Here is a 22,182-nt window from a genome sequence, read left to right on the forward strand (position 1 = left end):
GATGCAGAATAAGACGCGCGGCCTATCGCAACGGGTTCATGAAAATGAAGAGATATTTAGACCGGACCGATGCCGGTCCTGGCGACTTTCGAGGTGCCGGCGCGTGGGGTTCAGCACGGGTTGGTGCGGTAGTACTGACTGGTTGTCGTACAACTCAAGCGGTTTGATCCGGGATGATGCCAGGCCCAAAGGAGCGGTGAGAGACTGCAGGCCGGTTGGCGATCACGATGACGGCATGCTTGCCGTTCGTCGCAGCGGATATCGGCTGCCTGCTCCCTTACCGGAGTATGCTCGGGTAATCCGGGACTCCTGAGTGGCCAGATAAGTGGTGAAATAAGATGGTGAAATAAGCGCTCGCTGCCTTTGGCGGCAGCGGTCCCAACGGGTTTCCACGTTTTGCGAAGCACAACTGGAGGGCATCCATGAACATCAGTCCTCTCGCCGGCAAGCTCCCGTCACACGACATGCTCGTCAATGTCCCCCGGCTTGTCACCGCGTACTACTCCGAAACGCCGGACCCGTCGCTTGCCGCGCAACGGGTCGCGTTCGGCACCTCGGGGCACCGTGGCTCGCCGTTCGAGCGCAGCTTCAACGAATGGCATGTGCTCGCCATCACGCAGGCCATTTGCCAGTATCGAAAGCAGCAGGGTATCGACGGCCCGCTTTTTCTCGGCATCGATACACACGCGCTGTCCGAACCCGCCAACGCCAGCGCGCTCGAGGTGCTGGCCGCTAACGGCGTCGAGGTCATGATCGCGCCGGACGGCGAATACACGCCCACGCCAGCCTTGTCTCGCGCGATCCTCGTGTATAACCGCGGCCGCACGTCGGGACTGGCCGATGGCATCGTGATCACGCCTTCGCATAACCCGCCCGAAAGCGGCGGCTTCAAATACAACCCGCCCAACGGTGGACCGGCCGACGGCAGCGTCACCGGCTGGATCGAGAAGGCGGCGAACGCCTTGCTGGAGACCGGGCTCGATGGCCTGCTGCGTGTGCCGCTAGCCCGCGCACTCGCTGCGTCGACCACGCACCGGCACGATTACCTCAACGCTTATGTCGACGACCTCGCCAACGTTATCGACATGGACGTTATACGCGGCGCGCCGATCCGCCTCGGCGTCGATCCGCTCGGCGGCGCCGGCGTGCACTACTGGGGGCCTATTGCGGAACGCTACGGCCTGAACCTGACCATCCTCAATGACGAAGTCGATCCAACGTTTCGCTTCATGAGCCTCGATTGGGACGGGCGCATCCGCATGGATCCATCATCGCCTTACGCGATGCAGCCGTTGCTAGGGCAGAAGGACCATTTCGACGTGGCTTTTGCCTGCGATACCGATCACGACCGCCATGGCATCGTCACGCGTGGGGCAGGTCTGTTGCCGCCCAATCACTACCTCACCGTGCTGGTCGATTATCTGTTCGCGCATCGGCCGAACTGGCCGGCTCGCGCGGCGGTGGGCAAAACCATCGTCAGCAGCCAGATGATCGACCGGGTCGCCGGGAAACTTGGCCGCACGCTTTACGAGGTGCCGGTGGGATTCAAGTGGTTCGTCGACGGTCTGGTCGACGGGTCCCTCGGATTCGGCGGCGAGGAGAGCGCGGGAGCGAGTTGTCTGCGACTCGATGGTACGGCCTGGACCACCGACAAGGATGGCATCGTGCCCGCGTTGCTGTCGGCCGAGATCACGACACGCATCGGCCGCGACCCCGCCGAAATCTACCGCGACCTGACGCAACGCCTGGGCGAGCCGACCGAGCGCCGCGTGCAGGCTGCCGCTACGGCGCCACAACGGGCGAAACTGGGAAAGCTGTCGCCCGCGCAGTTTCCGCATACTGAGTTGGCCGGCGAGAAGATCGAGCAGGTGCTCGACCGCGCACCGGGCAATCAGGCTGCTATTGGCGGCATCAAGGTGATCACGAAGAGCGGCTGGTTCGCCGCGCGCCCGTCAGGGACCGAGGACATCTACAAGATCTATGCGGAGAGTTTCAAGGGCGATGATCACCTGACCCGCATCGTTGAGGAAGCCCAGGCGATGGTGGACAGCACGCTTGCACAACAGGCGGCAACGCCCGGCGGCACTTCGACCTAACGAAGCGCACGATCCTCCCGAAGGAAGCGTCGCGCATCCACGGCGACGCCTCCAGACCAAAAGTCCTGCACCGTACAGACTCGCACCCTGATGCAGGTCATCCTGACCGGATGACGTTGCGCTTCGGGTGCGCGTCGACGCTTGGGCGTCCTCAGTGTCCCGATACAGACCGGACGGAACGAACCGCACCCCGCGTGACAACCGTTAACCGAAAACAGAAGGCCCTATGTCATTCCCACCCAATGCCAACAATCCCACCCGTGACCGCCGCGCCGAATTCGGCCTCGCCGATGCCGCGCGGGCGGAGAAACGCCAGCAGGACGACACGCGCAACGACCCGGCGGCGAGCAAATGGCGCTACCAGCCGGCTCCGCGCGTAGCGAAGCCTACGGAATAAAGAGTTGCAAAAGGGACGCTTTCCACTGGCCTCGGCGCAGCCATCCTGGCGAGCGTCGAAGATCACGCTGTCCCTGGCAGGAAGGTATTTCAATGATTCAATTCTCGCGTGTTCTGCGCGGCGGCAACTCGCCCTCGCCATGGAACAACACCGAGCCGGTCCGCGAGGAACTTTTTGGCGAGGAGCGACTGGCGCAGCACGCGCACAGCCTTGCCCGCGCGCAGCAGATTTCGAATCGCGCTTCAGCCCGTCCGGCGCTCGCGACGCGTCTGAAAGACAACGCGCAGCACCTCTTGCTGGCGTACGAAGCAACAGTGACGGCGGCCGCGCATGATGAAGCGATCACGCCGGCGGCCGAATGGCTGCTCGACAACTACTATCTGGTCGAGGAACAGGTTCGGCAGATCCGTGACGACCTGCCGCGCAGCTACTACCGTCAGTTACCCAAACTCAGCAGCGGACCATTTGCGGGTTATCCGCGCGTGTTCGGTCTCGCCTGGGCGTTTGTCGCCCATACGGATAGCCGCTTCGATCCCGATCTGCTGTGCCGCTTCGTACGCGATTATCAGACGGTAGAGCCGCTGACGATCGGCGAACTGTGGGCGGTGGCAATCACGCTGCGCATTGTGCTGATCGAGAATCTGCGGCGCCTCGCCGACCAGATCACCGATGGCAGAACGGCGCGCCTCGACGCCGATGCGATGGCCGATCGCCTGCTCGGCGTCGGCGAGCATACGCCTGAGGCCGTTGCCGCGCTGGTCGCGCATTATGGACGTTCCGCCTTGCGCGACACCTTCGCGGTGCAACTGCTGCAGCGCTTGCACGACCAGGATCCGGACGTCACGCCAGCGGTTAAATGGCTGCACGAGCGGCTCGCTGCCCAGGACACGACAGCGGACCGGATCGTCGCGGCCGTGCATCAGCAGCAGGGCGCCGCGAGCCTGACGGTGCGCAACGTGATTACCAGCATGCGTCTGATTTCCGACGTCGACTGGACCGAACTGTTCGAGAGAATCAGCCCCGTCGACGAAGTCCTGCGCACGCACGCCAGTTTTGTCGATATGGACTTCTCGACGCGCAATCTGTATCGCGGTGCGATCGAAGCGTTGGCGCGCGGTTCGTCGCTGAGTGAAACGGATATCGCGCGCCGCGCCGTCGCAGCTGCAGAGCGCGCGCGACGGACTGCGGAAGTACCGGCTGACGTGCTCAATCGGACGCCCAATCGGGTATCTCAGGCCGCGCCAACTGACTCGCAACGCGAACCGGATGCCGCCGAGGCCGGACTGCGCCGCGCCGGCGATCCCGGCTATCACCTGCTGGCGGGCGGGCGCCTCGCACTCGAGGCGGCGATCGGCTATCGTCCGCCGGTCGGCGTATGGGTGCATCGCTTTACGCGTCGTGCGGGTCTCGGCGGATACGTCGGTCGCATCGTGTTGCTGGCGGCGCTGCTGCTGGCAGGCGTGCTGGTCCTCGTGAGCGGGCTTGCACCTCACCCACGGTGGTTGATCTGGCTGGGCCTGGCAGGCGTGTTGCCTGCGCTCGACGTGGCGGTGGCGATCGTCAATCGCGGGGTGATGCGCGACGTTGGCGCCATCGTGTTGCCGGGCCTCGCGCTAAGGAAGGGGATTCCCGCCACCTTGCGCACGGTCGTTGCCGTGCCGACGATGCTGACCACGCCAGCTGCGCTGGTCGCACAGATCGAGCGGCTGGAAATCCATCACCTGGCGAGCCCAGGGGGCGAGCTTTACTACGTACTGCTGTCCGACTGGACGGATTCTCCAACCGCTGAGGCCGAGGACGACAGCAGCCTGCTGGAAGCTGCGGCGCAGGGTATCGCCAGGCTGAATCGCCTCTACCCGGGCGCAGCGGACGGTGAGCGTTTCCTCCTGCTGCATCGGCGCCGCACATGGAACGACGAAGAAGCGCAATGGATGGGCTGGGAGCGCAAGCGCGGGAAACTGCACGAGCTGAACCGGCTGTTGCGCGGCGCGCTCGACACCTCGTTCGTGGTTGTCGACGGCCAGCCGCTCGTCGTGCCGTCACAGGTGCGCTATGTCATCACGCTCGACTCCGATACCCGTCTGCCGCGCGACACCGTGCGCCGTCTGATCGGCAAGATGGCCCATCCGCTCAATCGCGCGGTGTTCGATCCGGTGAGCCAGCGGATCGTCGAGGGCTACGGGGTCTTGCAACCGCGTGTGACGCCGTCGTTGCCGGTGGGCGCAGAGGGCTCGCTGTTCCAGCGTGTCTCATCGAGCCCGAGTGGGATCGATCCGTATGTGGCTGCTGTGTCGGACGTCTATCAGGATCTTTTCGACGAGGGATCGTACGCCGGCAAAGGCATCTATGACGTGGATGCGTTCGAGACCGCATTGGCCGGCCGGGTGCCCGACAACACCATGTTGAGCCACGACCTCTTCGAAGGGATTTTTGCACGCGCAGGACTTGCTTCGGATATCGAAGTGGTCGAAGCGTTTCCGTCCCGTTACGACGTCTCGACGGCTCGCCAGCATCGCTGGGCGCGCGGCGATTGGCAACTGCTGCCATGGCTCATGACGCTGCACAGGCGCGCCGACCTGACGTTGCACGCTACGGCCCGCTGGAAGATGCTGGACAACCTGCGCCGCACGCTCACGGCGCCGGCGGCCTTCATCGCGCTGCTGGTGGGCTGGGCCTTGCCGTTTTCGGTCGCGCTCCTGTGGACCGCCTTCGTGGTGGCGACGATCGCGTTGCCGGTGCTGCTGCCCACGCTCAGCGCGCTGGTTCCGCGCTGGCAACGTCCACACGTGAAGATGACCTTGCGCAGCCTGCTGCGCGTCTGGCTGGACGACTTGTGGCTCGCGCTCGGCAAATGTGGCATGTCGATTGCCTTTCTCGCGGAGCAGACCTGGTCGATGAGCGATGCGATCGCCTGCACGCTGTTTCGCGTGCTGGTGAGCCACCGGCATCTGCTCGAATGGACGACCGCAGCCGAAGCCGGTGCCCGTGAGCGTCTGACGCTGGCTGCGACGTTCCTGCGCATGCGCGCGGGTATTGCGCTTGCACTGGTTGGCATGACGGCCAGCGCTGCGGTGGCGTGGCGCTTCGGCCATCACGGCGCGTGGGTTGGGGTGCCGTTCGTGTTCGGCTGGCTCGGTTCGCCCGCGCTCGCTTACTGGTCGAGTCGCGCACCGCGACCGGCCGGCGATCTCGTCGTCACGCCTGAGAACGCACAGCAACTGCGGCTCCATGCCCGTCGCACGTGGCGTTACTTTGAAACCTTCGTCACGCCTGCGGACCAGATGCTGCCGCCGGACAACTTCCAGGAGGATCCGCGGCCGGTCGTCGCGCATCGGACCTCGCCGACCAACCTCGGGCTCTATCTGCTCGCCACCGTCAGCGCGCGCGAATTCGGCTGGGCCAGCACGCTGGATAGCGTGGCGCGGCTGGAGACGACGCTCGCCGCGATGCAGCGCCTCGAGCGCTTTCGCGGCCATTTCTATAACTGGTATGACACGCAGGATTTGCGGCCGCTGGAGCCGAAGTACGTGTCGTCGGTGGATAGCGGCAATCTCGCCGGTCATCTGATCGCGCTGGGTAACGCCTGCCGCGCATGGGCGGCACAGCCCGCGCAAACCCTCTGCAACGTGGCCTTGGCAGGCATTCGCGACAACCTTGCTTTGTTGTGCCAGGCGCTGCACGAGAGTCAGGGTAGGGCGGAGCGTACGCGCCTCGCACTGCATGACGAATTCGATCAGGCCGTGACGGCACTGCGAGCCGCGCTTGCCGACGTTGCTGCGGACGATTCGAATAGCTCTGCGGCGGCAGCAGGCAGTAGCAGCGCGCAAGCAACCATCGTTGCGCCGGCATGGCCAGCCATCACGCTACTTGCCGCCACAGTGGCCGACATCGCGCGTGCCCTCGTCGATGAAGTCCGTACGGATCAGGGCGACTCGGGCGCCGACGTGCGCTTCTGGGTCGACGCGCTGGAGCAGGCGATCCATAGTCACAGCAAAGATCATGATGGACACGAGCAGCACACGAACGCCACGGACGAACCGGCGACCTTGCGCGAGCGGCTGACGGCCTTGACCAGTACCGCACTAACGATGGCCAACGCGATGGAATTCGGCTTCCTGCTGGACCCCGTGCGCAATCTGCTCTCGATCGGCTACGCGGTCGCCGATGGCCGCCTCGACCCGAGCAGCTACGACTTGCTGGCATCGGAAGCGCGGCTCGCAAGCTTCGTGGCGGTTGCCAAAGGCGACATCCCCGCGCGCCATTGGTTTCGCCTCGGCCGCATTGCGACCCCGGTGCCGGGTGGCGCCGCACTGGTTTCCTGGTCCGGCTCGATGTTCGAGTACCTGATGCCGTCGCTGGTGATGCGTGCGCCGGCCAGCAGCCTGATCGCGCGGACCAACAAGCTGGTGGTGCACCGGCAGATGGGTTACGGCCGCGCGCTCGGCTTGCCGTGGGGCATCTCCGAGTCGGCCTACAACGCACGGGATCTTGAGTTTACCTATCAATACTCTAGCTTCGGCATTCCGGACCTCGGCCTGAAGCGCGGTCTCGGCCACGATGCGGTGATTGCACCGTATGCGACCGCGCTGGCTGCCATGGTGGAGCCCGCTGCGGCCACCGACAACTTCGCGCGTCTCTGTGCGGCCGGAGCCTGCGGGCGCCATGGCTTCTACGAGGCGCTCGATTACACGCCCGCCCGCTTGCCCGAAGGCCAGACGGTGGCGGTGGTACGTGCATTCATGGCGCATCACCAGGGCATGTCGATTGTCTCGATCGCCAACGCGCTTCTGGGCGGTTGCATCCGCGAATTCTTCCACGCCGAGCCGGCCATCCAGGCAACCGAACTGCTGTTGCAGGAACGCATGCCGGGCAGGGTGGCGGTCGCCCATCTGCGGGTCGACGAGAACCGCGATACCGGCCAGATGCGCGGCGTCGAGCCAGCGGTGGCACGACGTTTGTTGTCGCCGAACGACCCGTCGCCTGCGACCCATCTGCTCTGCAATGGCCGCTACGCGGTGATGATTACCTCGGCCGGCTCGGGCTACAGCCGCCGCGGCGATCTGGCGGTGACCCGCTGGCGCGAGGACGCGACCTGCGACAACTGGGGCAGCTACCTGTATCTGCGCGACGTCGAAAGCGGTGAGTTCTGGTCAGCCGCATGGCAACCCACGGGTGTGGTGCCGGACAGCTACGAGGTGACCTTCACGGAAGATCGCGCAGAGTTCGTGCGGCGCGACGGTACGCTGACCACCTCGCTCGATGTGGTGGTGTCCGCCGAAGACGATGCCGAAGTGCGGCGAGTCTCGGTGGCCAATTCGGGTCCGCGCGCGCGCGTGATCGAGTTCACCTCGTATGCCGAGATCGTGCTGGCGCCACCCGCCGCCGATCAGGCGCATCCGGCCTTTTCCAAACTGTTTGTCGAAACGGAGTATCTGGCGCAGAGCGGCGTGATCCTCGCGACCCGGCGGCGCCGCTCACCGGACGAACCCGAGGTCTGGGCCGCGCATCTGGCGGTCATCGAGGGCAAGACCGTTGGGTCACTCGAAGTGGAAACGGACCGCGCGCGCTTTATCGGCCGCGGCCGTGATGTGCGCACACCGCTGGGTCTCGCGGATGAGCGGGCGCTCGGCAACTCGGCCGGGGTCGTGCTCGACGCGGCCTTCGCGATGCGCCAGCGGCTGCGCATCGAGCCGGGCGCGACGGCCAGGATCGCCTTCTGGACCATCGTCGCCGATTCGCGTGCACAGTTGCTGGATCTGGTGGACAAGCATCGCGACGGCGCTTCGTTTGCACGCGCCGCCATGCTTGCCTGGACCCAGGCGCAAGTGCAGTTGCGCCATAACGGCGTGAGTCCCGATGAGGCAGGACTATTCCAGCGCATGGCCGGCCATATGCTGTACAGCGATCCGTCGTTGCGGCCGGGTTCGGCTGCGCTGCAGCGCGGTACAGCCGCAGTTGCCGCGGCGGGCGGTGTTGGAGCCGCGCCACTGTGGGCGCATGGCGTGTCGGGCGATCTGCCGATCCTGCTGGTGCGGATCGACGATATCGAACACATGGCGCTGGTGCGGCAACTGGTGCACGCGCACGAGTACTGGCATATGAAGCGGCTCGCGGTGGATCTGGTCATCATCAACGAGCGCGCCGCGTCGTATGTGCAGGATCTGCAGGCTGCACTCGAAACCCTTGTGCGCTCCGGCGAGGCGCAACCGCGCGAGCAGGTGGGCGGCGCTGCGCGTGGCAACATTTTCGTGCTGCGCACCGACCTGATGTCGGCTGACGCGCGGGCGTTATTTCCGGTGGTGGCGCGTGCCGTGCTGGCGGCGCGCAACGGGCGCTTGCTGGACCAGTTACGACGGCTCGCGAGCACGCCACCACCCAGTCAGCCGCGCGCGAGACGTTTGCTGAGCGCGCCGCCGTTGTCCGCTTCCGTGAGAACCACGCCGCCTGGCGCGGGGCTGGAATGCTTCAATGGCCTGGGCGGCTTTGCGAACGACGGCCGCGAATACGTCACCATTCTCGCGGCCGGGCAATGCACGCCTATGCCGTGGGTCAACGTAATCGCCAATCCGGCCTGCGGTTTTCTCGTGTCTGCCGAAGGCAGCGGCTACACGTGGGCGTCGAACAGCCGCGAGCATCAACTGACACCCTGGTCGAACGACCCAATCAGCGATCCAACGGCCGAAGCGTTTTACGTGCGCGACGACGATACGGGTGCGCTGTGGGGACCGCAGGCAAACCCCGCGCGTGACACCGCGCCAAGTGCCGCACCGTACATCGCGCGGCACGGCCAGGGGTATAGCCGCTTCACGCACACAGCGGAAGACGTCGCGCTCGACCTGCTGCAATTCGTGCCGCTCGAGGACCCGCTGAAAATCTCCCGTCTGACGCTGCGTAATCTGTCCGGCCGCACGCGCCGGCTTTCGGTGACGGCTTACGTCGAATGGGCACTGGGGGCGTCGCGCAGCATCGCTGCACCTCACACCATCAGCGAGATCGATGTGCCGACGCAGGCCATGTTCGTCCGCAACGGCTGGACCGAGGCGTATCGCGGCCGTGTGGCCTTTGCGGACCTGGGCGGCAAGCAGACCAGTTGGAGTGCGGACCGGTGTGAGTTCATCGGCCGTAATGGCAGCCTGCACTTTCCGGCAGCACTAGCCACTGACGATGACGCCGCGCCGCTGTCAGGCAAGGTCGGCGCAGGCCTCGATCCATGCACGGCGCTGCAAACCACGCTCGAACTGGAACCGGGCGGAATCGCCGAGGTGGTGTTCGTGCTGGGCGAAGCCGCCTCAACTGACGGCGCGCGGAAGTTGATCGAACGCTATCGCGACGCCGACCTCAACGCGGTGCTCGCCACGGTGATGGCGTTCTGGGACGACACGCTCGGCGCGATTCAGGTCGTGACTCCCGATCGGACGATGGACCTGATGCTCAACCGCTGGTTGCTGTACCAGACGCTCGCGTGCCGGATCTGGGCGCGTGCGGGCTTTTATCAGGCAAGCGGCGCGTACGGCTTTCGCGATCAGTTGCAGGACGGCATGGCGCTCGTCGTGGCGCGTCCCGAGCTGACCCGCGAGCATCTGTTGCGGGCGGCCGCACGCCAGTTTCCGGAGGGTGACGTGCAGCACTGGTGGCTGCCACAAGGCGGCGCGGGCGTACGCACGCATATTTCCGACGACCGCGCGTGGCTGGCCTATACGGTGGCTCACTATGTGGAGGTGAGCGGCGACACGGCGATTTTCGACGTGGACGTGCCGTTTCTCGACGGCCGTCCGTTGGCCGAAGGCGAGCATGACGCTTACCTGGTGCCGACCGTTTCGGAGAGCAGCGCGCCGCTCTTCGAGCATTGCGTGCGCGCACTGGAACAGAGCCTCGCGCTGTTCGGCACGCACGGCCTGCCGCTGATGGGCACCGGCGACTGGAACGACGGCATGAACCGCGTAGGCGAGGCGGGCCTTGGCGAGAGCGTCTGGCTCGGCTGGTTTCTGTGCGCCACGCTAGCGACATGGGCGCCGCTCGTGCGCGATCGTGGGGATAGCGCCACGGCCGAACGCTGGTCGATGCGCGCCGAGGGGCTGCGCAAGGCGCTCGAAAGCGCGGGATGGGATGGCGAATGGTATCGGCGCGCCTATTTCGACGACGGCACGCCGCTGGGATCCGCCTCTAACGATGAATGCTCGATCGACGCGATTGCCCAGTCGTGGAGCGTGTTGTCCGGAGTGGCGAATGCCGAACGGGCCAGGAGTGCGATGACGGCACTGGAAAACCGGCTGATTCGCCGCGACGATGGCCTCGCCTTGCTGTTCACGCCGCCGTTCAATCGCACGCCGCTCGACCCGGGATATATCAAAGGCTATCCGCCCGGCATTCGCGAGAATGGCGGCCAATATACGCATGCTGCCATGTGGTCGGTGCTGGCTTACGCGCAAATGGGCGATGGCGATCGTGCCGCGGACCTGTTTGCGATGCTCAATCCGGTCAATCGCAGCCGCACGCGCAGCGGCGCGAAGCGCTACAAGGTCGAACCTTATGTGGTTGCCGCCGACGTGTATTCGGTCGCGCCCCACGTCGGGCGCGGCGGGTGGACGTGGTACACGGGCTCGGCAGGGTGGATGTATCGCGCCGGCATCGAAGGTCTGCTTGGCATGCGCAAGCACGGCAATGAACTTTTGATCGATCCGTGTGTGCCGCGCGCCTGGCCGGCTTTTGCAGCAGTGTTTCGCCATGGCGCTGCACGCTACGACATCGTCGTGAACAATCCGCATGGAGCGGGCCGCGGCGTCACCGGTATGGTCGTGGACGGCAGGGAGCTTGAAGCGGGGCAGCACGCGGTGCAACTGATGGACGATGGGGCGCGTCACAGTGTGATCGTGACGCTCGGGCAGCCGAAGGTGTAGCGTTTCACGACAGGAGCGACGCCAATTCACCCTGGTGTCGCTCTCTCCGAAGCCTGGCGCGGCGTGACAGCGCGTGAATAGTATTAACCGTGATCGCCGTGATAGTCGCCGCCGTGATAATCACCGCCGTGATAGTCGCCGTGATGATCGCCGTCCGGGACCACAATGCACGCGCTCAAGCTGACGATCAGCGATAGCACGATCATGATCCATACCCGTGGGTGGTTTTTCATATGTGTTCTCCCTTTTATTACCTGTAAGCGGCGCCCGGGATTGCCATGGCCCGGAGCGTCTATCCCTATCGTGCTCGCAGTGGGAATTGAAGTCGGTACGGTCGCGTACCGGTATGGAGGCCGTTTACGGATACCGTACAGACACGTCGCGTTAGGCGTGCCACCATGGACTGTGCGCCGCATCCCCTTTCATCGTGGAGCGAGGCGCGGGTTCAATGCCGCGGTTCAATGCTTAACGCCGCACAGGAGGGAGCCTCACCATGGTTGTAACGTCCAATCCGTTTACCGATCTCGCCAAACTGTTCGCCAGAATCAATATCCCAGGCGTCGATATGCCGTCGGTGATCGCAGCACAGCATAACGATATCGACGCGCTCGCGACAGCCAGCAAGCAGGCGCATGACGGCATGCAGATTCTGGTCCGCAAGCAGATGGAGTTTTTGATCACTACGATGCGCGAGATCCAGACCACCATGCAGAAAACGGACGTCGCCGGCAAGCCGACGGAGGCCATTTCTCAGCCGCGCGAGTTTGTGGCGCAGACGCTGCATAAAGCCTTCGAGAGCATGCGCGAACTCACGGATATTGCACAGATTTCGCAGACCGAAGCATTGGTAGCGATCGGTGCTCTCGTCGCCACCCCTGAATGAATAACGGAGTTTCCTGATGCGAATTGTCGTTGCGCTTGGCGCAAACGCGCTACTCAAGCGCGGTGAAGCAGCGAGCGCGCAGGCGCAGCAGGACAACATCCGCCTTGCCGCCGTGCAACTGGCGAAGGTTGCTGACGGCAACAGTCTGGTGATCGTGCATGGAAACGGACCGCAGGTCGGTGTGCCGGCCTCGCAAGGGAAGAACGCCCCGGCGGCGGAGCAGCTTCCGCTCGATGCACCGGACGCGCAAACGCAGGACATGACCGGCTACGCGATCGAGCTGGAGCTCGGCAACCTGCTGCCCAGCGGGCGTTCCTGCGCAACCTTGCTGACGATGGTCGAAGTCAATCCCGCCGATCCCGCTTTCAAGTCTCCTGACAAGCCCATCGGCGCGGTCTTCACCGAGGCCGAAGCGGCGCTTGCAACCCGTGACCAGGGTTGGACCGTGACGCAGGATGGCGCGGCGTACCGGCGTGTAGTCGCGAGTCCCAAGCCGGTCCGTATTCTGGAAATGCAGCCGGTGCGCTGGTTGCTCGCTCACAGCACGATCGTGATCTGTGCGGGTGGCGGCGGCATTCCGTTCGTCGTCGAAGGCGAGCGGCGCCGGCTCGGCGTGGAGGCGGTCGTGGACAAGGATCGCAGCGCGGCGTTGCTGGCCCGCGAACTCGAAGCCGACCTGCTCGTGATCGTGACCGACGTCGCGGGCGTTTACCTCGATTGGGGCGCACCGTCTGCGCGTCTCATCAGGCTCGTGAGTCCGGACGCGCTGGACCGGCTGGATTTCGCGGCTGATTCAATGGCGCCGAAGATCGAGGCTGCGTGCGATTTTGTCAAACGCACAGGACACCGCGCCGTCATCGGCGCCTTAGACGATATCGAGCAGATGATCGCCGGAACTGCCGGCACTTCCATCAAACGCGATCAGATGGGGCTGGTGGAGGGCTAGACACAGAATTTCTATTGCAGATGATTGAATGCTTCGCGAGGTGACTTACCATGAATCCAATCACAGTAGTTCTTTCCGCCGTATTTCTATTGGCCGGCGTGGCGGCCGGAGGCCTGCTGAACGTCTATCTGGGCGTGCCGTTTTTCATCATTGCGATTATCGTCGCTATGTCGGTCAGGGTGGCCAATGTGTGGGAGAAGTTCGTCATCCTGAGAGTGGGGAAACTGCAAAGTGTCAAAGGCGCGGGCTTCTTTATGATTATCCCGGTCTTCGACAATGTGGTTGCCATCATCGATGAACGTATTCAGACAACAGCGTTCAACGCAGAACAGGCGCTCACCAAAGATACGGTACCCGTCAATGTCGACGCTATCATTTTCTGGCATGTATTTGACGCACAAAAGGCTGCACTCGCGATCACCGACTATCGTCAGGCGATCGACCGCGTCGCGCAGACCACTTTACGCGAACTGATCGGTTCGTCGTTGCTGGCTACGCTCCTCTCCGATCGGGTGGCGGCAGACACGCACCTGCGGGACGAAATCGCCAGCAAGACGGTTGAATGGGGTATCGCGGTAGGCTCCGTAGAAATCCGCGACGTGGCGATACCGGTGGCGTTGCAGGATGCGATGTCGCGTCAGGCACAGGCGGAACGCGAAAAGCAGGCGCGTGTGATTCTCGGCTCGGCGGAAGCGGCGATTGCATACAACTTCGTCGAAGCAGCACGGGTCTACGAGCAACAGCCGGGAGCCCTGCAACTGCGGGCGATGAATATCATCTACGAGACAACCAAGGAACGTGGGGCCACGATTCTCATGCCTACGTCGATGGTTGATAGCCTTAACCCTGCGTTGGCGCTCGCCATTGCGGGGAGCGATGTCACCACCGGCACGCCGGTAAGACCGCTCAAGACGGCGGCCTGACGTGCCACGCAACGATTTACTGCGCGATTTACTGCGCGATTTACCGCGCGACTTACTGCGTGTTCTTCGCAGGATCTTTATCGCGCATCGCCGAGACATGCAGCTTCGCTGCCTCGTTGCTGTGGGACAGCCCGCGTAGCGCCAGCGCAAACGCCAGTTGCGTCTCGTGAGCGACCGCGCCACGGTCCTGATCGAACTGACTGGCCGCGGTGCGCATATGCCGGGCAGCCTGCTGATGAAGTTCGGTTGCGATGGCATGATGCTGCGCTGCTCCGGCGTGGCTGTCGGCAGGTGCGGTGGCTGGCGGCACGACCAGCGGTGCACCGTGATGTTTGAGCGCCTCGTTGGCCCGGTCGATGGCATGCAACGCGTGACCGTGCGCCAACATCGCCTGATGCGCGGCATGGGCGAAGTCTTTGCCTTCCTCGAAATGCCGGGACGCTTCGCGGTGCAATCGCGCTGCCTGCTCGTGATGCGACGCGGCGGCCTCGAGATGTTCCTTTTTGCCGTGTTTACTGTTCATGGTTGCTCCTGTGCGCTTGTCTGATCATTCCTGATGAGTGAGCGGAGCGCACTTTTACCGTCCGTGTCCGCCATGCCCACCACCGTAGTATCCGCCAAAGCCGATGCCGACATTGACGGCGGGAGCTGCGTAATAACCTGGGGGATATCCGTAGTAGGCCGGCCCGGACTGGTAGGTGGGCCCAGGATCGTAGCCGTAACCCGAACTGTACGGCGGGGCCACGACGCAGCCTGAAAGGACAGCAACGAGCGCAAAAATACTGAGAAGTCGGATCATGATGGTCCTCCTGTCGAAACATTGGAGGGACCGGCTGTAGCGTGGGTTCGGCCGGCTGGCGACGGCGCATCGCAGCACCGTATGCCTCAGATCCTTGCATCAATCGTGCCACGGTGTCTGTACGCTGGCGACCCGTGGCCGTATGCGTTCGCAATCGCCGGCTATTGCGTGCTGCGGTGACCTTTTGATTCCCTGGCGGTGGCGTCAGTCGCCCGAAGCGCCGCGTTGGCCGTGACCAGTAAGCCCGCATCGTGCTCGCGCAATGCGGCATCGACTGCTTCGAACGCCTTCTCCAGCGCCTTCCGGTCGGATTTCGTGGCATTGCCGCTTTCCGACACGGCGTCAGCTTCCTTTTTCAGGCGCTTCACGAGTTTCGTGGCGCACCGGCTATCGAGCGTCCTTGCGACGACGAACTGGTGGATTTGTGTGGTCAATGCCAGCAACGTCGCTTCGGTGGTTTCATTCGAGTCGCCGGCATCACTGGCGTACGGTTTCTTGCTCATCATGACTCTCCTGGGTAGGCCCACTCGTGCTGAGCAGGATCGAAGTGGCCGCCTTCGGTTGGGATGAGACTGCGATTGAGTTGCCACCAGAAGAATGGACATCTCGTCGACGGGCGTAGCCGTGTACGCGCTATGAGGAAGTATTCGACGACGCTCACCAGGTTGGGCTCCGGTGGTGAGCAATCAGGCCAACGAACGACGCTGGCACCTGCTTGAAAGTAACATTAAACGTGGCCCATAGCGACTGTTCGCTGTGAACTCCGTCAAAGTTTTTGTTCAGCGCTGCGCGATGCCGCTTCGGCAAGCTCCTCGAGATACCGCCATGGATAGATACCGCGCGCGTGGTCGTCGCTGAAGACGAGCTGCACGCCGTAGCCCATCGGCTGCACATCGGTCAGTGTCACATCGGGCGATGCGTGTACCGTGCTGTCGTCAAGCCGGATGCGGCGGCATTCGGCACACGCACACGCGCGGCGCAGCTCCGCATGAGCGATCTGCTGTTCGCGCCCATCGGGCCACTGCAGCGTCAGGGTGCGCGTAGCGGCGTCGCTGGCGATCTGCTGTGGTGTACTCACGCGCCTGCGCCTTCGATCTGTTGCAAGGCGATCCGGACCGCTTTGCGCACATCCGGGTCGCGATCCTGCAGGGCCTCGCGCAGCGCGGGCAAGGTCTGTGGGTCGCGCAGTTCGCCGAGCGCAAGCGCGGCTTCCTTGCGCAGGTTGCTGACGGTGTGGGTGAGGAGGGCAGCGACCGGGGGCGCGGCGCTGGCGTCGCCGGTCTGGCCGAGCGCGCGCACCGCACGGAGGCGGACTTGCCAGTAGTCGTCGGCGAGGGCTGCGATCAGCGGGTCGCGTGCCGTGGGGGCGCGCAATTTGCCGAGCGTGGTGGCGGCTTCCTCGCGTACCTGCCAGGCACCGTCGCGCAAGGCGCCGAGGAGGGCAGCCGTTGCTACGGAGTCGGTAGCAGGCGCAAAGCCCAACGCGCCAACGGCTGCGCGCCGCACGTCAGTTTCTGCATCTTCCGTGGCCAGCGCGGCGAGCGGCGGCAACGCACGCGCGTCCCTCAGCCACCCAAGCACGCCGACCGCTTCCAGCCTGACGCTAGACTCGGTATCCGCCAGCGCATGCAGGGCGGGGTCGAAGGCCTCGCCAAAGCGCAGTTCGCGCAACCCTCGAAGTACCGCGGCTCGCACGAAAGGCTCCGGACGCTCGACCCAGCCACCAAGCACCGCGCCCGATGCAGGATCCTTCAACTCGGTGAGACTTTGTGCAGCTGCGGTGCGGACCGCTTCGTCTGTATCGAGCAGCGCGCCGCACAGGGCTTCGACAATCTCCCGCTGTTCCCACGACGCGAGCACGCGCGCCGCTTCAAGCCGGACCTCTGGGGCGGGATCGTTGCGCAAGGCGGCAACGAGCGCCGGGAGCAATTCAACCTCTTCGAGATCCGCGATATCGAGCAGCGCGATGCGACGCACGGCGGCGTCTTCATCGGTAAGACGCGCGAGCAGCGCGGCGCTCTCCGGGTCAAGGGCGTCAAGGTGAGGAGCGGTGATGGGCGGCACGGTCATGGGTATGAGATTCGAACAGGATGATTGATCTGAACGTCGAGGCTTTGGAGCCGTTCGCGGGCGCGCTTGCAACGCGAGCGGCGATCAGGACTCCAAGGCAGTCGGCCACGTTGCCGTACAAAAACGGCCTAGCGCAGCAGATAAGGAATCTCTACCTTGACTGCCCCGGTCGGGCAATCGCGCTCGCAGGGCATGCAGTACCAGCATTCGTCGAACTGCATATAGGCTTTGCCTTTGCTCAAATCGATGGCGAGCAGGTCGAGCGGGCACACGTCCACGCAGACCGTGCAGCCCTTGTCGGCAATGCAGAGGTCTTCGTCGATCGTCACCGGGGCGCTGCTGCGCTGAAGAATGTCGTGCGGGGTATAGGGCATTTGGGGTTCCTGTCGACCAGAGTTGGCGCTTTAGCGCTTACTCTGGTCCCATGCAATGTAATTGCGCTCAAATCTCTGCGGCGAGCGCAGACTCGCGGATGCGGAGTTTCTGGTAAGCGCTTCGCTCGTCGTCGGCAAGCGGCACAACGTAAGGCTCTACCGCACGCTTTTCGCTCGTCATGCGGCCATGCTCGTCCTTGCGCAGATGCGTGTGGCAGAACCACTGTGCGTCGTCGCGTTGCGGATAGTCGACGCGATGGTGGTAGAGACCCCAGCGGCTTTCAGTGCGAAACAGCGAGGCGCGCGCCGCCATTTCCGCGCAGTCGCGGATCGCGCGGACTTCGGCCGCCCGCATCAGTTCGTGCGGATTGAGCGCACGGATCGAGTCGATGTCCTCGCCGATTTCCGCAAAGCGCTGCAAGCCGATCTCCATCTTGCGCGTGACTTTCGGCGGTTGCAGATAGTCGTTCACCATGCGCCGCAGCTTGTATTCGACCTGCGACGGCGTGTGGCCGTGCTCGCGTTCGAGCGGCGCATAGACGCGTGCACGTTCGGCGGCGACCTGCTGTTCGTCTACCGCTGCATGCTCGCGGCCGGCCACGTAGTCCGCTGCGTTCTGACCGGCGAACCACCCATAGGTGAAGGCGCCGAGCATGTAGTTATGCGGCACCGCCGCCATGTCGCCCGCCGCGTAGAGTCCCGGCACCGTAGTTTCGGCACGCGCGTTGACATAGACACCGGAGGCGCTGTGACCGCTGCAAAAGCCGATCTCCGAGATGTGCATTTCGACCATCTGCTGCCGGTAGTCGGTGCCGCGCCCCGCGTGAAAACGTCCGCGGCTCGGGCGTTCGTTGGTGTGCAGGATCTGCTCGATGGTCTGGATCGTTTCCTCGGCAAGATGGTCGAGCTTGAGGAACACCGGACCATTGCCGCTTTGCAGCTCCTGATAGAACTCCCACATCATCTGGCCGCTCCAGTAATCGCATTCAATGAAGCGTTCGCCCTTGCCGTTGGCCGTGAAGCCGCCTAGCGGTCCGGTGACGTAGGCGCAGGCCGGGCCGTTGTAATCCTTGATCAGCGGATTGATCTGGAAGCACTCGAGGTTCGCGAGCGCAGCCCCGGCGTGATAGGCCATCGCGTAGCCATCGCCGGCATTGGTGGGATTCTCGTAGGTGCCCATCAGATAGCCCGATGCGGGCAGCCCCAGGCGCCCCGCCGCACCACAGCAGAGAATCACCGCTTTTGCTCGTACTACGTAGAAATCCGCCGTGCGGCAGTCGAAACCGAGCACCCCGCAGACGCGCCCTTGTGCATCGGTCAGGAGCCGCGTGGCGACAATGCGGTTGGTGAGGGCAATCCGCGCGCGCTTCAACTGGCGGTACAGCACTTTCTTGATGTCGTGACCCTCGGGCATCGGCAGCACATACGAGCCCATGTGATGGACTTTCTTGACCGCATAGTCGCCGGTGCCGTCCTTTTCGAACTTCACGCCCCAGCGGTGGAGCTGCTCGATGGTCGTGAAACTGTGCTTCGCGTACGCATAGACGGCTTCCTGATCGACAATGCCGTCGTTGGCGATGGTGATTTCCCGCGTGTACTGTTCGGGCGTCGCGTGGCCCGGGATTACCGCGTTGTTCAGTCCGTCCATGCCCATCGAAATCGCGCCGCTGCGTTTGACGTTGGCCTTTTCCAGCACCAGTACTTTCAGGTTGGGATCCCGCTCCTTGGCCTTGACAGCCGCCATTGGTCCGGCTGTGCCACCGCCCACCACAACAACGTCGTACTCCAGAACATGCGTATTCATTGTGCTTTCCTCGCGTTGCGGCTCGGCTTGCGACGATCGGTGCGCAGCCGGTATTGGAATGCGTCGCCGCGGAAGTAGAGATATTCGTAGTCAATGGGGGCCCCTGTAGCATCGTGCGTGAGGCGCTCGATGCGCAGCACCGGGCTGCCTTCCTCGACCGGCAGCGCAGCGGCGATCTCGTCGTCGGCCAGAATGGCGTCGATGGCAACATCCGCATGGCCGAGCGGTACGCCGCAGTCGTTCTCCAGAATCAGGAAAATGTCGCGCGTGACGAGGTCTGCGTTAGAGAGACGTTTGCCGAAAATTTCGGGTAGCCAGGTGATTTCGAGCGAGACCGCTTCGCGATTGAGCAACCGCACGCGATGGATCTCGGCCACGGGTGCGCCCTCTGGAAGGTTGAGCTTGGTAGCGACATGGCGGCTCGCCTCGACGATACGAAAACTGCGCAACTGGTTGACGATTTCGTAGCCCATCGACGACATGGCCTCGCCGAACCCCTGCAGCGAGGTCACGTTCTGGAACGCCTTCGGTTTGGAGACGAAGGTGCCCTTGCCATGCAGCTTGAACAGCAGCCCCTCTTTCTGAAGGTCGCCGAGCGCCTGACGCACGGTGATACGGCTGACGCCAAACAGCGCGCACAGTTCGTGCTCGGAGGGCATCTGGCTGTGCGGTGCATAGGTGCCATCGAGGATCCGGCCGCGCAACGTGTCCTTGATCTGCGCGTAAAGCGGCTGCGGCGAGAGCGGCACGAGATTGGTTTTGGGCATGAGCAACTTGTTATGACAAGATGGAAACGCAGTGTAGTTAACGGTTCGAGCGGATCAAACGAAGCATTTGCGATATCCATTGTCTGTTTTGCTGATAAGCGCGCCGGCATGCAGCAGAACGCCATGGCGCACCCGCGCGGTGCAGTCGCGAGAACATGCAAACCTTAAATGTCGAATTCGAATAAACATATACAAATCGAATAATTCTCAACGGGGTTTCGGACCGTTACGCTGTGCGCTGAATCTGTCCGAGAGGACGTCTGCCGGCCTGACGGAGCTCGCTATCACCGTGTCTACCCAATCTGAAACGATTCCCTCGAGCGGTGCGCGAGTGAACCGGTCCGCAACGCCGCGCCACGTGTCGCCACGGGTTGTGATCGCCGGTCTCGCTGCATTGGCATGGCTAGGCGGAGCAGTGCTCACGCAATGGTGGCCCAATCTCGACGATTGGCCGTATACGAACGAGTTCATTGTGCTCAAGCTCGCGTTGGCGGTCGTTGCCGCATTGCTCGGCATCGCCGGCTGGCGCAAGCGCGCGAGTGACACAGGCGACACTGGCGACGTCAGCGACTCAGACAGGCCGTCGCGCATCGACACCTGGCTCGGCGCGATGCCGTGGCTGCTCGCGTTAGCGCTCGTCGTCACGGCGTGGGAAGTGCTGACGGCGAAGCTCGAATGGTTGCCGCGGCCGTTCTTCGCGCCGCCCCAGGCGCTGATTGCCGTATACGTAGAGGATTTTCCGCGCCTCGGTTCGAGCGTCGTTCATTCGCTTGGTTTGCTGGCGTACGGTTACGTGCTGGGCGCCGTGACGGGGTTCGCGATCGGCGTGAGCATCGGCTGGTCGCGTGCGGTGAGCTACTGGTTGCATCCGATGCTGCGCCTGATCGGGCCGCTACCGCCTACGGCGTGGCTGCCGCTCGCGTTCTTTTTCTCTCCCTCCAGCTTTAGCGCGAGCGTGTTCCTGATCGCGCTGGCCACGGCGTTCCCGGTGGCGGTGCTGACCTGGTCCGGCGTCGCGGGCGTGAATGCCGCGTACTACGACATTGCCCGGACGCTCGGCGCGCGGCCGAGCTTTCTGATCCTGAGGGTCGCGATACCGGCTGCGCTGCCGTCGGTGTTCGTCGGCCTGTTCATGGGACTGGGCGTGTCGTTCTCGGTGCTGATCGTGGCGGAAATGATGGGCGTCAAGGCAGGGCTCGGCTGGTATCTGCAATGGGCGCAGGGCTGGGCCGCCTATTCGAACATGTATGCGGCGTTGCTGGTCATGGCGTTGATGTGCTCGGGCCTGATTACGCTGCTGTTCCGCTTTCGTGACCGCTTGCTCGCGTGGCAGAAAGGATTGCTCAAATGGTAGCCGTACCCGCAGTAAACGCCGCGTCAACGCCCATCCGCCGCGGCGGCGCCCGCATCGACGTGCGCAACGTCAGTCATCGCTTCACCTTCCAGGGTGCCGCGTTGCAGGTGCTGCAGGACGTCGACTTTGCCGTCGAGCCGGGCGAATTCGTCGCGCTGCTGGGACCCAGCGGCTGCGGCAAGTCGACCTTGCTGCGGCTGGTCGCGGGACTCGATACGCCCGTACAGGGGAGCGTTCACGCAGATGGCACCGCAATCGCAGGGCCGGATCCATCGCGCGTGGTGGTGTTCCAGGATCCGACGCTGTTTCCCTGGCGCACGGTGCGGGCCAATGTCGGACTCGGCCCGCAGGCGCAGCGTCGCAAGCAACACTGGTGGGCGAGACCCGAAACCGACAGTGCCGAACAACGTATCGATGCAGCCCTGCAACTGGTCGGGCTGAGCGAGTTTGCCGATGCCTTCCCGCATCAACTGTCCGGCGGCATGGCACAGCGCGTGGCACTCGCGCGGGCTCTCGTCAACGATCCTGCCTTGCTGGTGCTGGATGAACCGTTCGGCAAGCTGGATTCGCTCACGCGCATCCGCATGCAGGGCGAACTCGTGCGTTTGTGGCAAGACGCGAGGTTCTCGGTCCTGCTCGTCACTCACGACGTGGAAGAAGCCCTGTTTCTCGCCAATCGCGTCGTTGTCTTTAGCGAGCGTCCGGCGCGGATCGTGGCCGTTGTGGACAACGACGCGCCGTATCCGCGGCATCGCGACAATCCGAAGCTGGTCTCGTTACGTCGCGAAGTGCTCGCGCAACTCGGGCTCGAAGCTTGAGGTGGGATGCTTGAGACCCGCAGCACAAAACCAATAACGACTTGAGGAACCGCA

Annotated in this window: 17 protein-coding genes; 8 read left to right on the forward strand and 9 right to left on the reverse strand. The window is 63.7% G+C overall.

Annotated features, from left to right (window positions below; translation table 11 throughout):
- Positions 1-422: 422 nt before the first annotated feature.
- From pgm to P3T40_RS29975, 3 genes are all read left to right on the forward strand, one after another.
- Complete coding sequence (gene pgm, locus P3T40_RS29965) at positions 423-2,096, forward strand: phosphoglucomutase (alpha-D-glucose-1,6-bisphosphate-dependent) (protein WP_429271327.1); 1,674 nt, start codon at positions 423-425, stop codon at positions 2,094-2,096.
- 226 nt (positions 2,097-2,322) lie between these two features.
- Entirely contained in the window at positions 2,323-2,493 is a 171-nt protein-coding gene (locus P3T40_RS29970) for a hypothetical protein (RefSeq protein WP_429271328.1), read from the forward strand.
- A gap of 92 nt (positions 2,494-2,585) precedes the next feature.
- Positions 2,586-11,390 (forward strand): GH36-type glycosyl hydrolase domain-containing protein, encoded by an 8,805-nt coding sequence (locus tag P3T40_RS29975; protein ID WP_429271329.1) that lies wholly within the window; start codon positions 2,586-2,588, stop codon positions 11,388-11,390.
- A gap of 83 nt (positions 11,391-11,473) precedes the next feature.
- On the opposite strand, the gene P3T40_RS29980 is transcribed toward P3T40_RS29975, so the two are convergent.
- Complete coding sequence (locus P3T40_RS29980) at positions 11,474-11,623, reverse strand: hypothetical protein (protein ID WP_429271330.1); 150 nt, start codon at positions 11,621-11,623, stop codon at positions 11,474-11,476.
- Positions 11,624-11,883: 260 nt separating this feature from the next.
- Between P3T40_RS29980 and phaP the strand changes: the two genes are divergently transcribed.
- The 3 genes from phaP to P3T40_RS29995 are packed head-to-tail and all read left to right on the forward strand — an operon-like array spanning position 11,884 to position 14,142.
- A complete protein-coding gene (gene phaP, locus P3T40_RS29985) occupies positions 11,884-12,273 on the forward strand; it encodes a TIGR01841 family phasin (RefSeq protein WP_429271331.1) in 390 nt (129 codons plus the stop codon).
- A gap of 16 nt (positions 12,274-12,289) precedes the next feature.
- The gene (locus tag P3T40_RS29990; protein WP_429271332.1) at positions 12,290-13,219 is read left to right on the forward strand and encodes a carbamate kinase; all 930 of its coding nucleotides are present in this window, start codon (positions 12,290-12,292) and stop codon (positions 13,217-13,219) included.
- A 50-nt stretch (positions 13,220-13,269) separates the two neighbouring features.
- Entirely contained in the window at positions 13,270-14,142 is an 873-nt protein-coding gene (locus P3T40_RS29995) for a slipin family protein (RefSeq protein ID WP_429271333.1), read from the forward strand.
- Between the two features lie 52 nt (positions 14,143-14,194).
- Here P3T40_RS29995 and P3T40_RS30000 read toward each other — a convergent pair whose 3' ends face one another.
- The 8 genes from P3T40_RS30000 to P3T40_RS30035 form a co-directional block, all read right to left on the reverse strand.
- A complete protein-coding gene (locus P3T40_RS30000; RefSeq protein ID WP_429271334.1) occupies positions 14,195-14,665 on the reverse strand; it encodes a hypothetical protein in 471 nt (156 codons plus the stop codon).
- A 54-nt stretch (positions 14,666-14,719) separates the two neighbouring features.
- Complete coding sequence (locus P3T40_RS30005; RefSeq protein WP_429271335.1) at positions 14,720-14,941, reverse strand: hypothetical protein; 222 nt, start codon at positions 14,939-14,941, stop codon at positions 14,720-14,722.
- Between the two features lie 161 nt (positions 14,942-15,102).
- Positions 15,103-15,444, reverse strand: a complete 342-nt coding sequence (locus P3T40_RS30010) for a hypothetical protein (protein WP_429271336.1) — start codon at positions 15,442-15,444, stop codon at positions 15,103-15,105.
- 263 nt (positions 15,445-15,707) lie between these two features.
- Positions 15,708-16,019: a gamma-butyrobetaine hydroxylase-like domain-containing protein gene (locus P3T40_RS30015; protein ID WP_429271337.1), complete on the reverse strand. Its 312-nt coding sequence runs from the start codon at positions 16,017-16,019 to the stop codon at positions 15,708-15,710.
- Positions 16,016-17,011, reverse strand: a complete 996-nt coding sequence (locus P3T40_RS30020) for a HEAT repeat domain-containing protein (RefSeq protein WP_429271338.1) — start codon at positions 17,009-17,011, stop codon at positions 16,016-16,018. The genes P3T40_RS30015 and P3T40_RS30020 overlap by 4 nt, the downstream gene beginning before the upstream one ends.
- A gap of 128 nt (positions 17,012-17,139) precedes the next feature.
- Positions 17,140-17,385 (reverse strand): 4Fe-4S dicluster domain-containing protein, encoded by a 246-nt coding sequence (locus P3T40_RS30025; protein ID WP_429271339.1) that lies wholly within the window; start codon positions 17,383-17,385, stop codon positions 17,140-17,142.
- 67 nt (positions 17,386-17,452) lie between these two features.
- Entirely contained in the window at positions 17,453-19,189 is a 1,737-nt protein-coding gene (locus tag P3T40_RS30030) for a fumarate reductase/succinate dehydrogenase flavoprotein subunit (protein ID WP_429271340.1), read from the reverse strand.
- The gene (locus tag P3T40_RS30035; RefSeq protein ID WP_429271341.1) at positions 19,186-19,956 is read right to left on the reverse strand and encodes a GntR family transcriptional regulator; all 771 of its coding nucleotides are present in this window, start codon (positions 19,954-19,956) and stop codon (positions 19,186-19,188) included. The genes P3T40_RS30030 and P3T40_RS30035 overlap by 4 nt, the downstream gene beginning before the upstream one ends.
- Positions 19,957-20,245: 289 nt before the next feature.
- Between P3T40_RS30035 and P3T40_RS30040 the strand changes: the two genes are divergently transcribed.
- Positions 20,246-21,310, forward strand: coding sequence for an ABC transporter permease (locus tag P3T40_RS30040; RefSeq protein ID WP_429271342.1), 1,065 nt, complete (start codon positions 20,246-20,248; stop codon positions 21,308-21,310).
- Positions 21,304-22,128 (forward strand): ABC transporter ATP-binding protein, encoded by an 825-nt coding sequence (locus P3T40_RS30045; RefSeq protein WP_429271343.1) that lies wholly within the window; start codon positions 21,304-21,306, stop codon positions 22,126-22,128. Before P3T40_RS30040 ends, P3T40_RS30045 begins: the two co-directional genes overlap by 7 nt.
- The last annotated feature ends 54 nt before the right edge of the window (positions 22,129-22,182 follow it).

Origin of the sequence: Paraburkholderia sp. EB58 (assembly GCF_050436665.1) — a bacterium.
GTDB lineage: Bacteria > Pseudomonadota > Gammaproteobacteria > Burkholderiales > Burkholderiaceae > Paraburkholderia.

Coding starts and splice junctions, on each gene's coding strand:
- pgm (WP_429271327.1), top strand. CDS start 423: ATGAACATCAGTCCTCTCGCCGGCAAGCTCCCGTCACACGACATGCTC.
- P3T40_RS29970 (WP_429271328.1), top strand. CDS start 2,323: ATGTCATTCCCACCCAATGCCAACAATCCCACCCGTGACCGCCGCGCC.
- P3T40_RS29975 (WP_429271329.1), top strand. CDS start 2,586: ATGATTCAATTCTCGCGTGTTCTGCGCGGCGGCAACTCGCCCTCGCCA.
- P3T40_RS29980 (WP_429271330.1), bottom strand. CDS start 11,623: ATGAAAAACCACCCACGGGTATGGATCATGATCGTGCTATCGCTGATC.
- phaP (WP_429271331.1), top strand. CDS start 11,884: ATGGTTGTAACGTCCAATCCGTTTACCGATCTCGCCAAACTGTTCGCC.
- P3T40_RS29990 (WP_429271332.1), top strand. CDS start 12,290: ATGCGAATTGTCGTTGCGCTTGGCGCAAACGCGCTACTCAAGCGCGGT.
- P3T40_RS29995 (WP_429271333.1), top strand. CDS start 13,270: ATGAATCCAATCACAGTAGTTCTTTCCGCCGTATTTCTATTGGCCGGC.
- P3T40_RS30000 (WP_429271334.1), bottom strand. CDS start 14,665: ATGAACAGTAAACACGGCAAAAAGGAACATCTCGAGGCCGCCGCGTCG.
- P3T40_RS30005 (WP_429271335.1), bottom strand. CDS start 14,941: ATGATCCGACTTCTCAGTATTTTTGCGCTCGTTGCTGTCCTTTCAGGC.
- P3T40_RS30010 (WP_429271336.1), bottom strand. CDS start 15,444: ATGAGCAAGAAACCGTACGCCAGTGATGCCGGCGACTCGAATGAAACC.
- P3T40_RS30020 (WP_429271338.1), bottom strand. CDS start 17,011: ATGACCGTGCCGCCCATCACCGCTCCTCACCTTGACGCCCTTGACCCG.
- P3T40_RS30025 (WP_429271339.1), bottom strand. CDS start 17,385: ATGCCCTATACCCCGCACGACATTCTTCAGCGCAGCAGCGCCCCGGTG.
- P3T40_RS30030 (WP_429271340.1), bottom strand. CDS start 19,189: ATGAATACGCATGTTCTGGAGTACGACGTTGTTGTGGTGGGCGGTGGC.
- P3T40_RS30035 (WP_429271341.1), bottom strand. CDS start 19,956: ATGCCCAAAACCAATCTCGTGCCGCTCTCGCCGCAGCCGCTTTACGCG.
- P3T40_RS30045 (WP_429271343.1), top strand. CDS start 21,304: ATGGTAGCCGTACCCGCAGTAAACGCCGCGTCAACGCCCATCCGCCGC.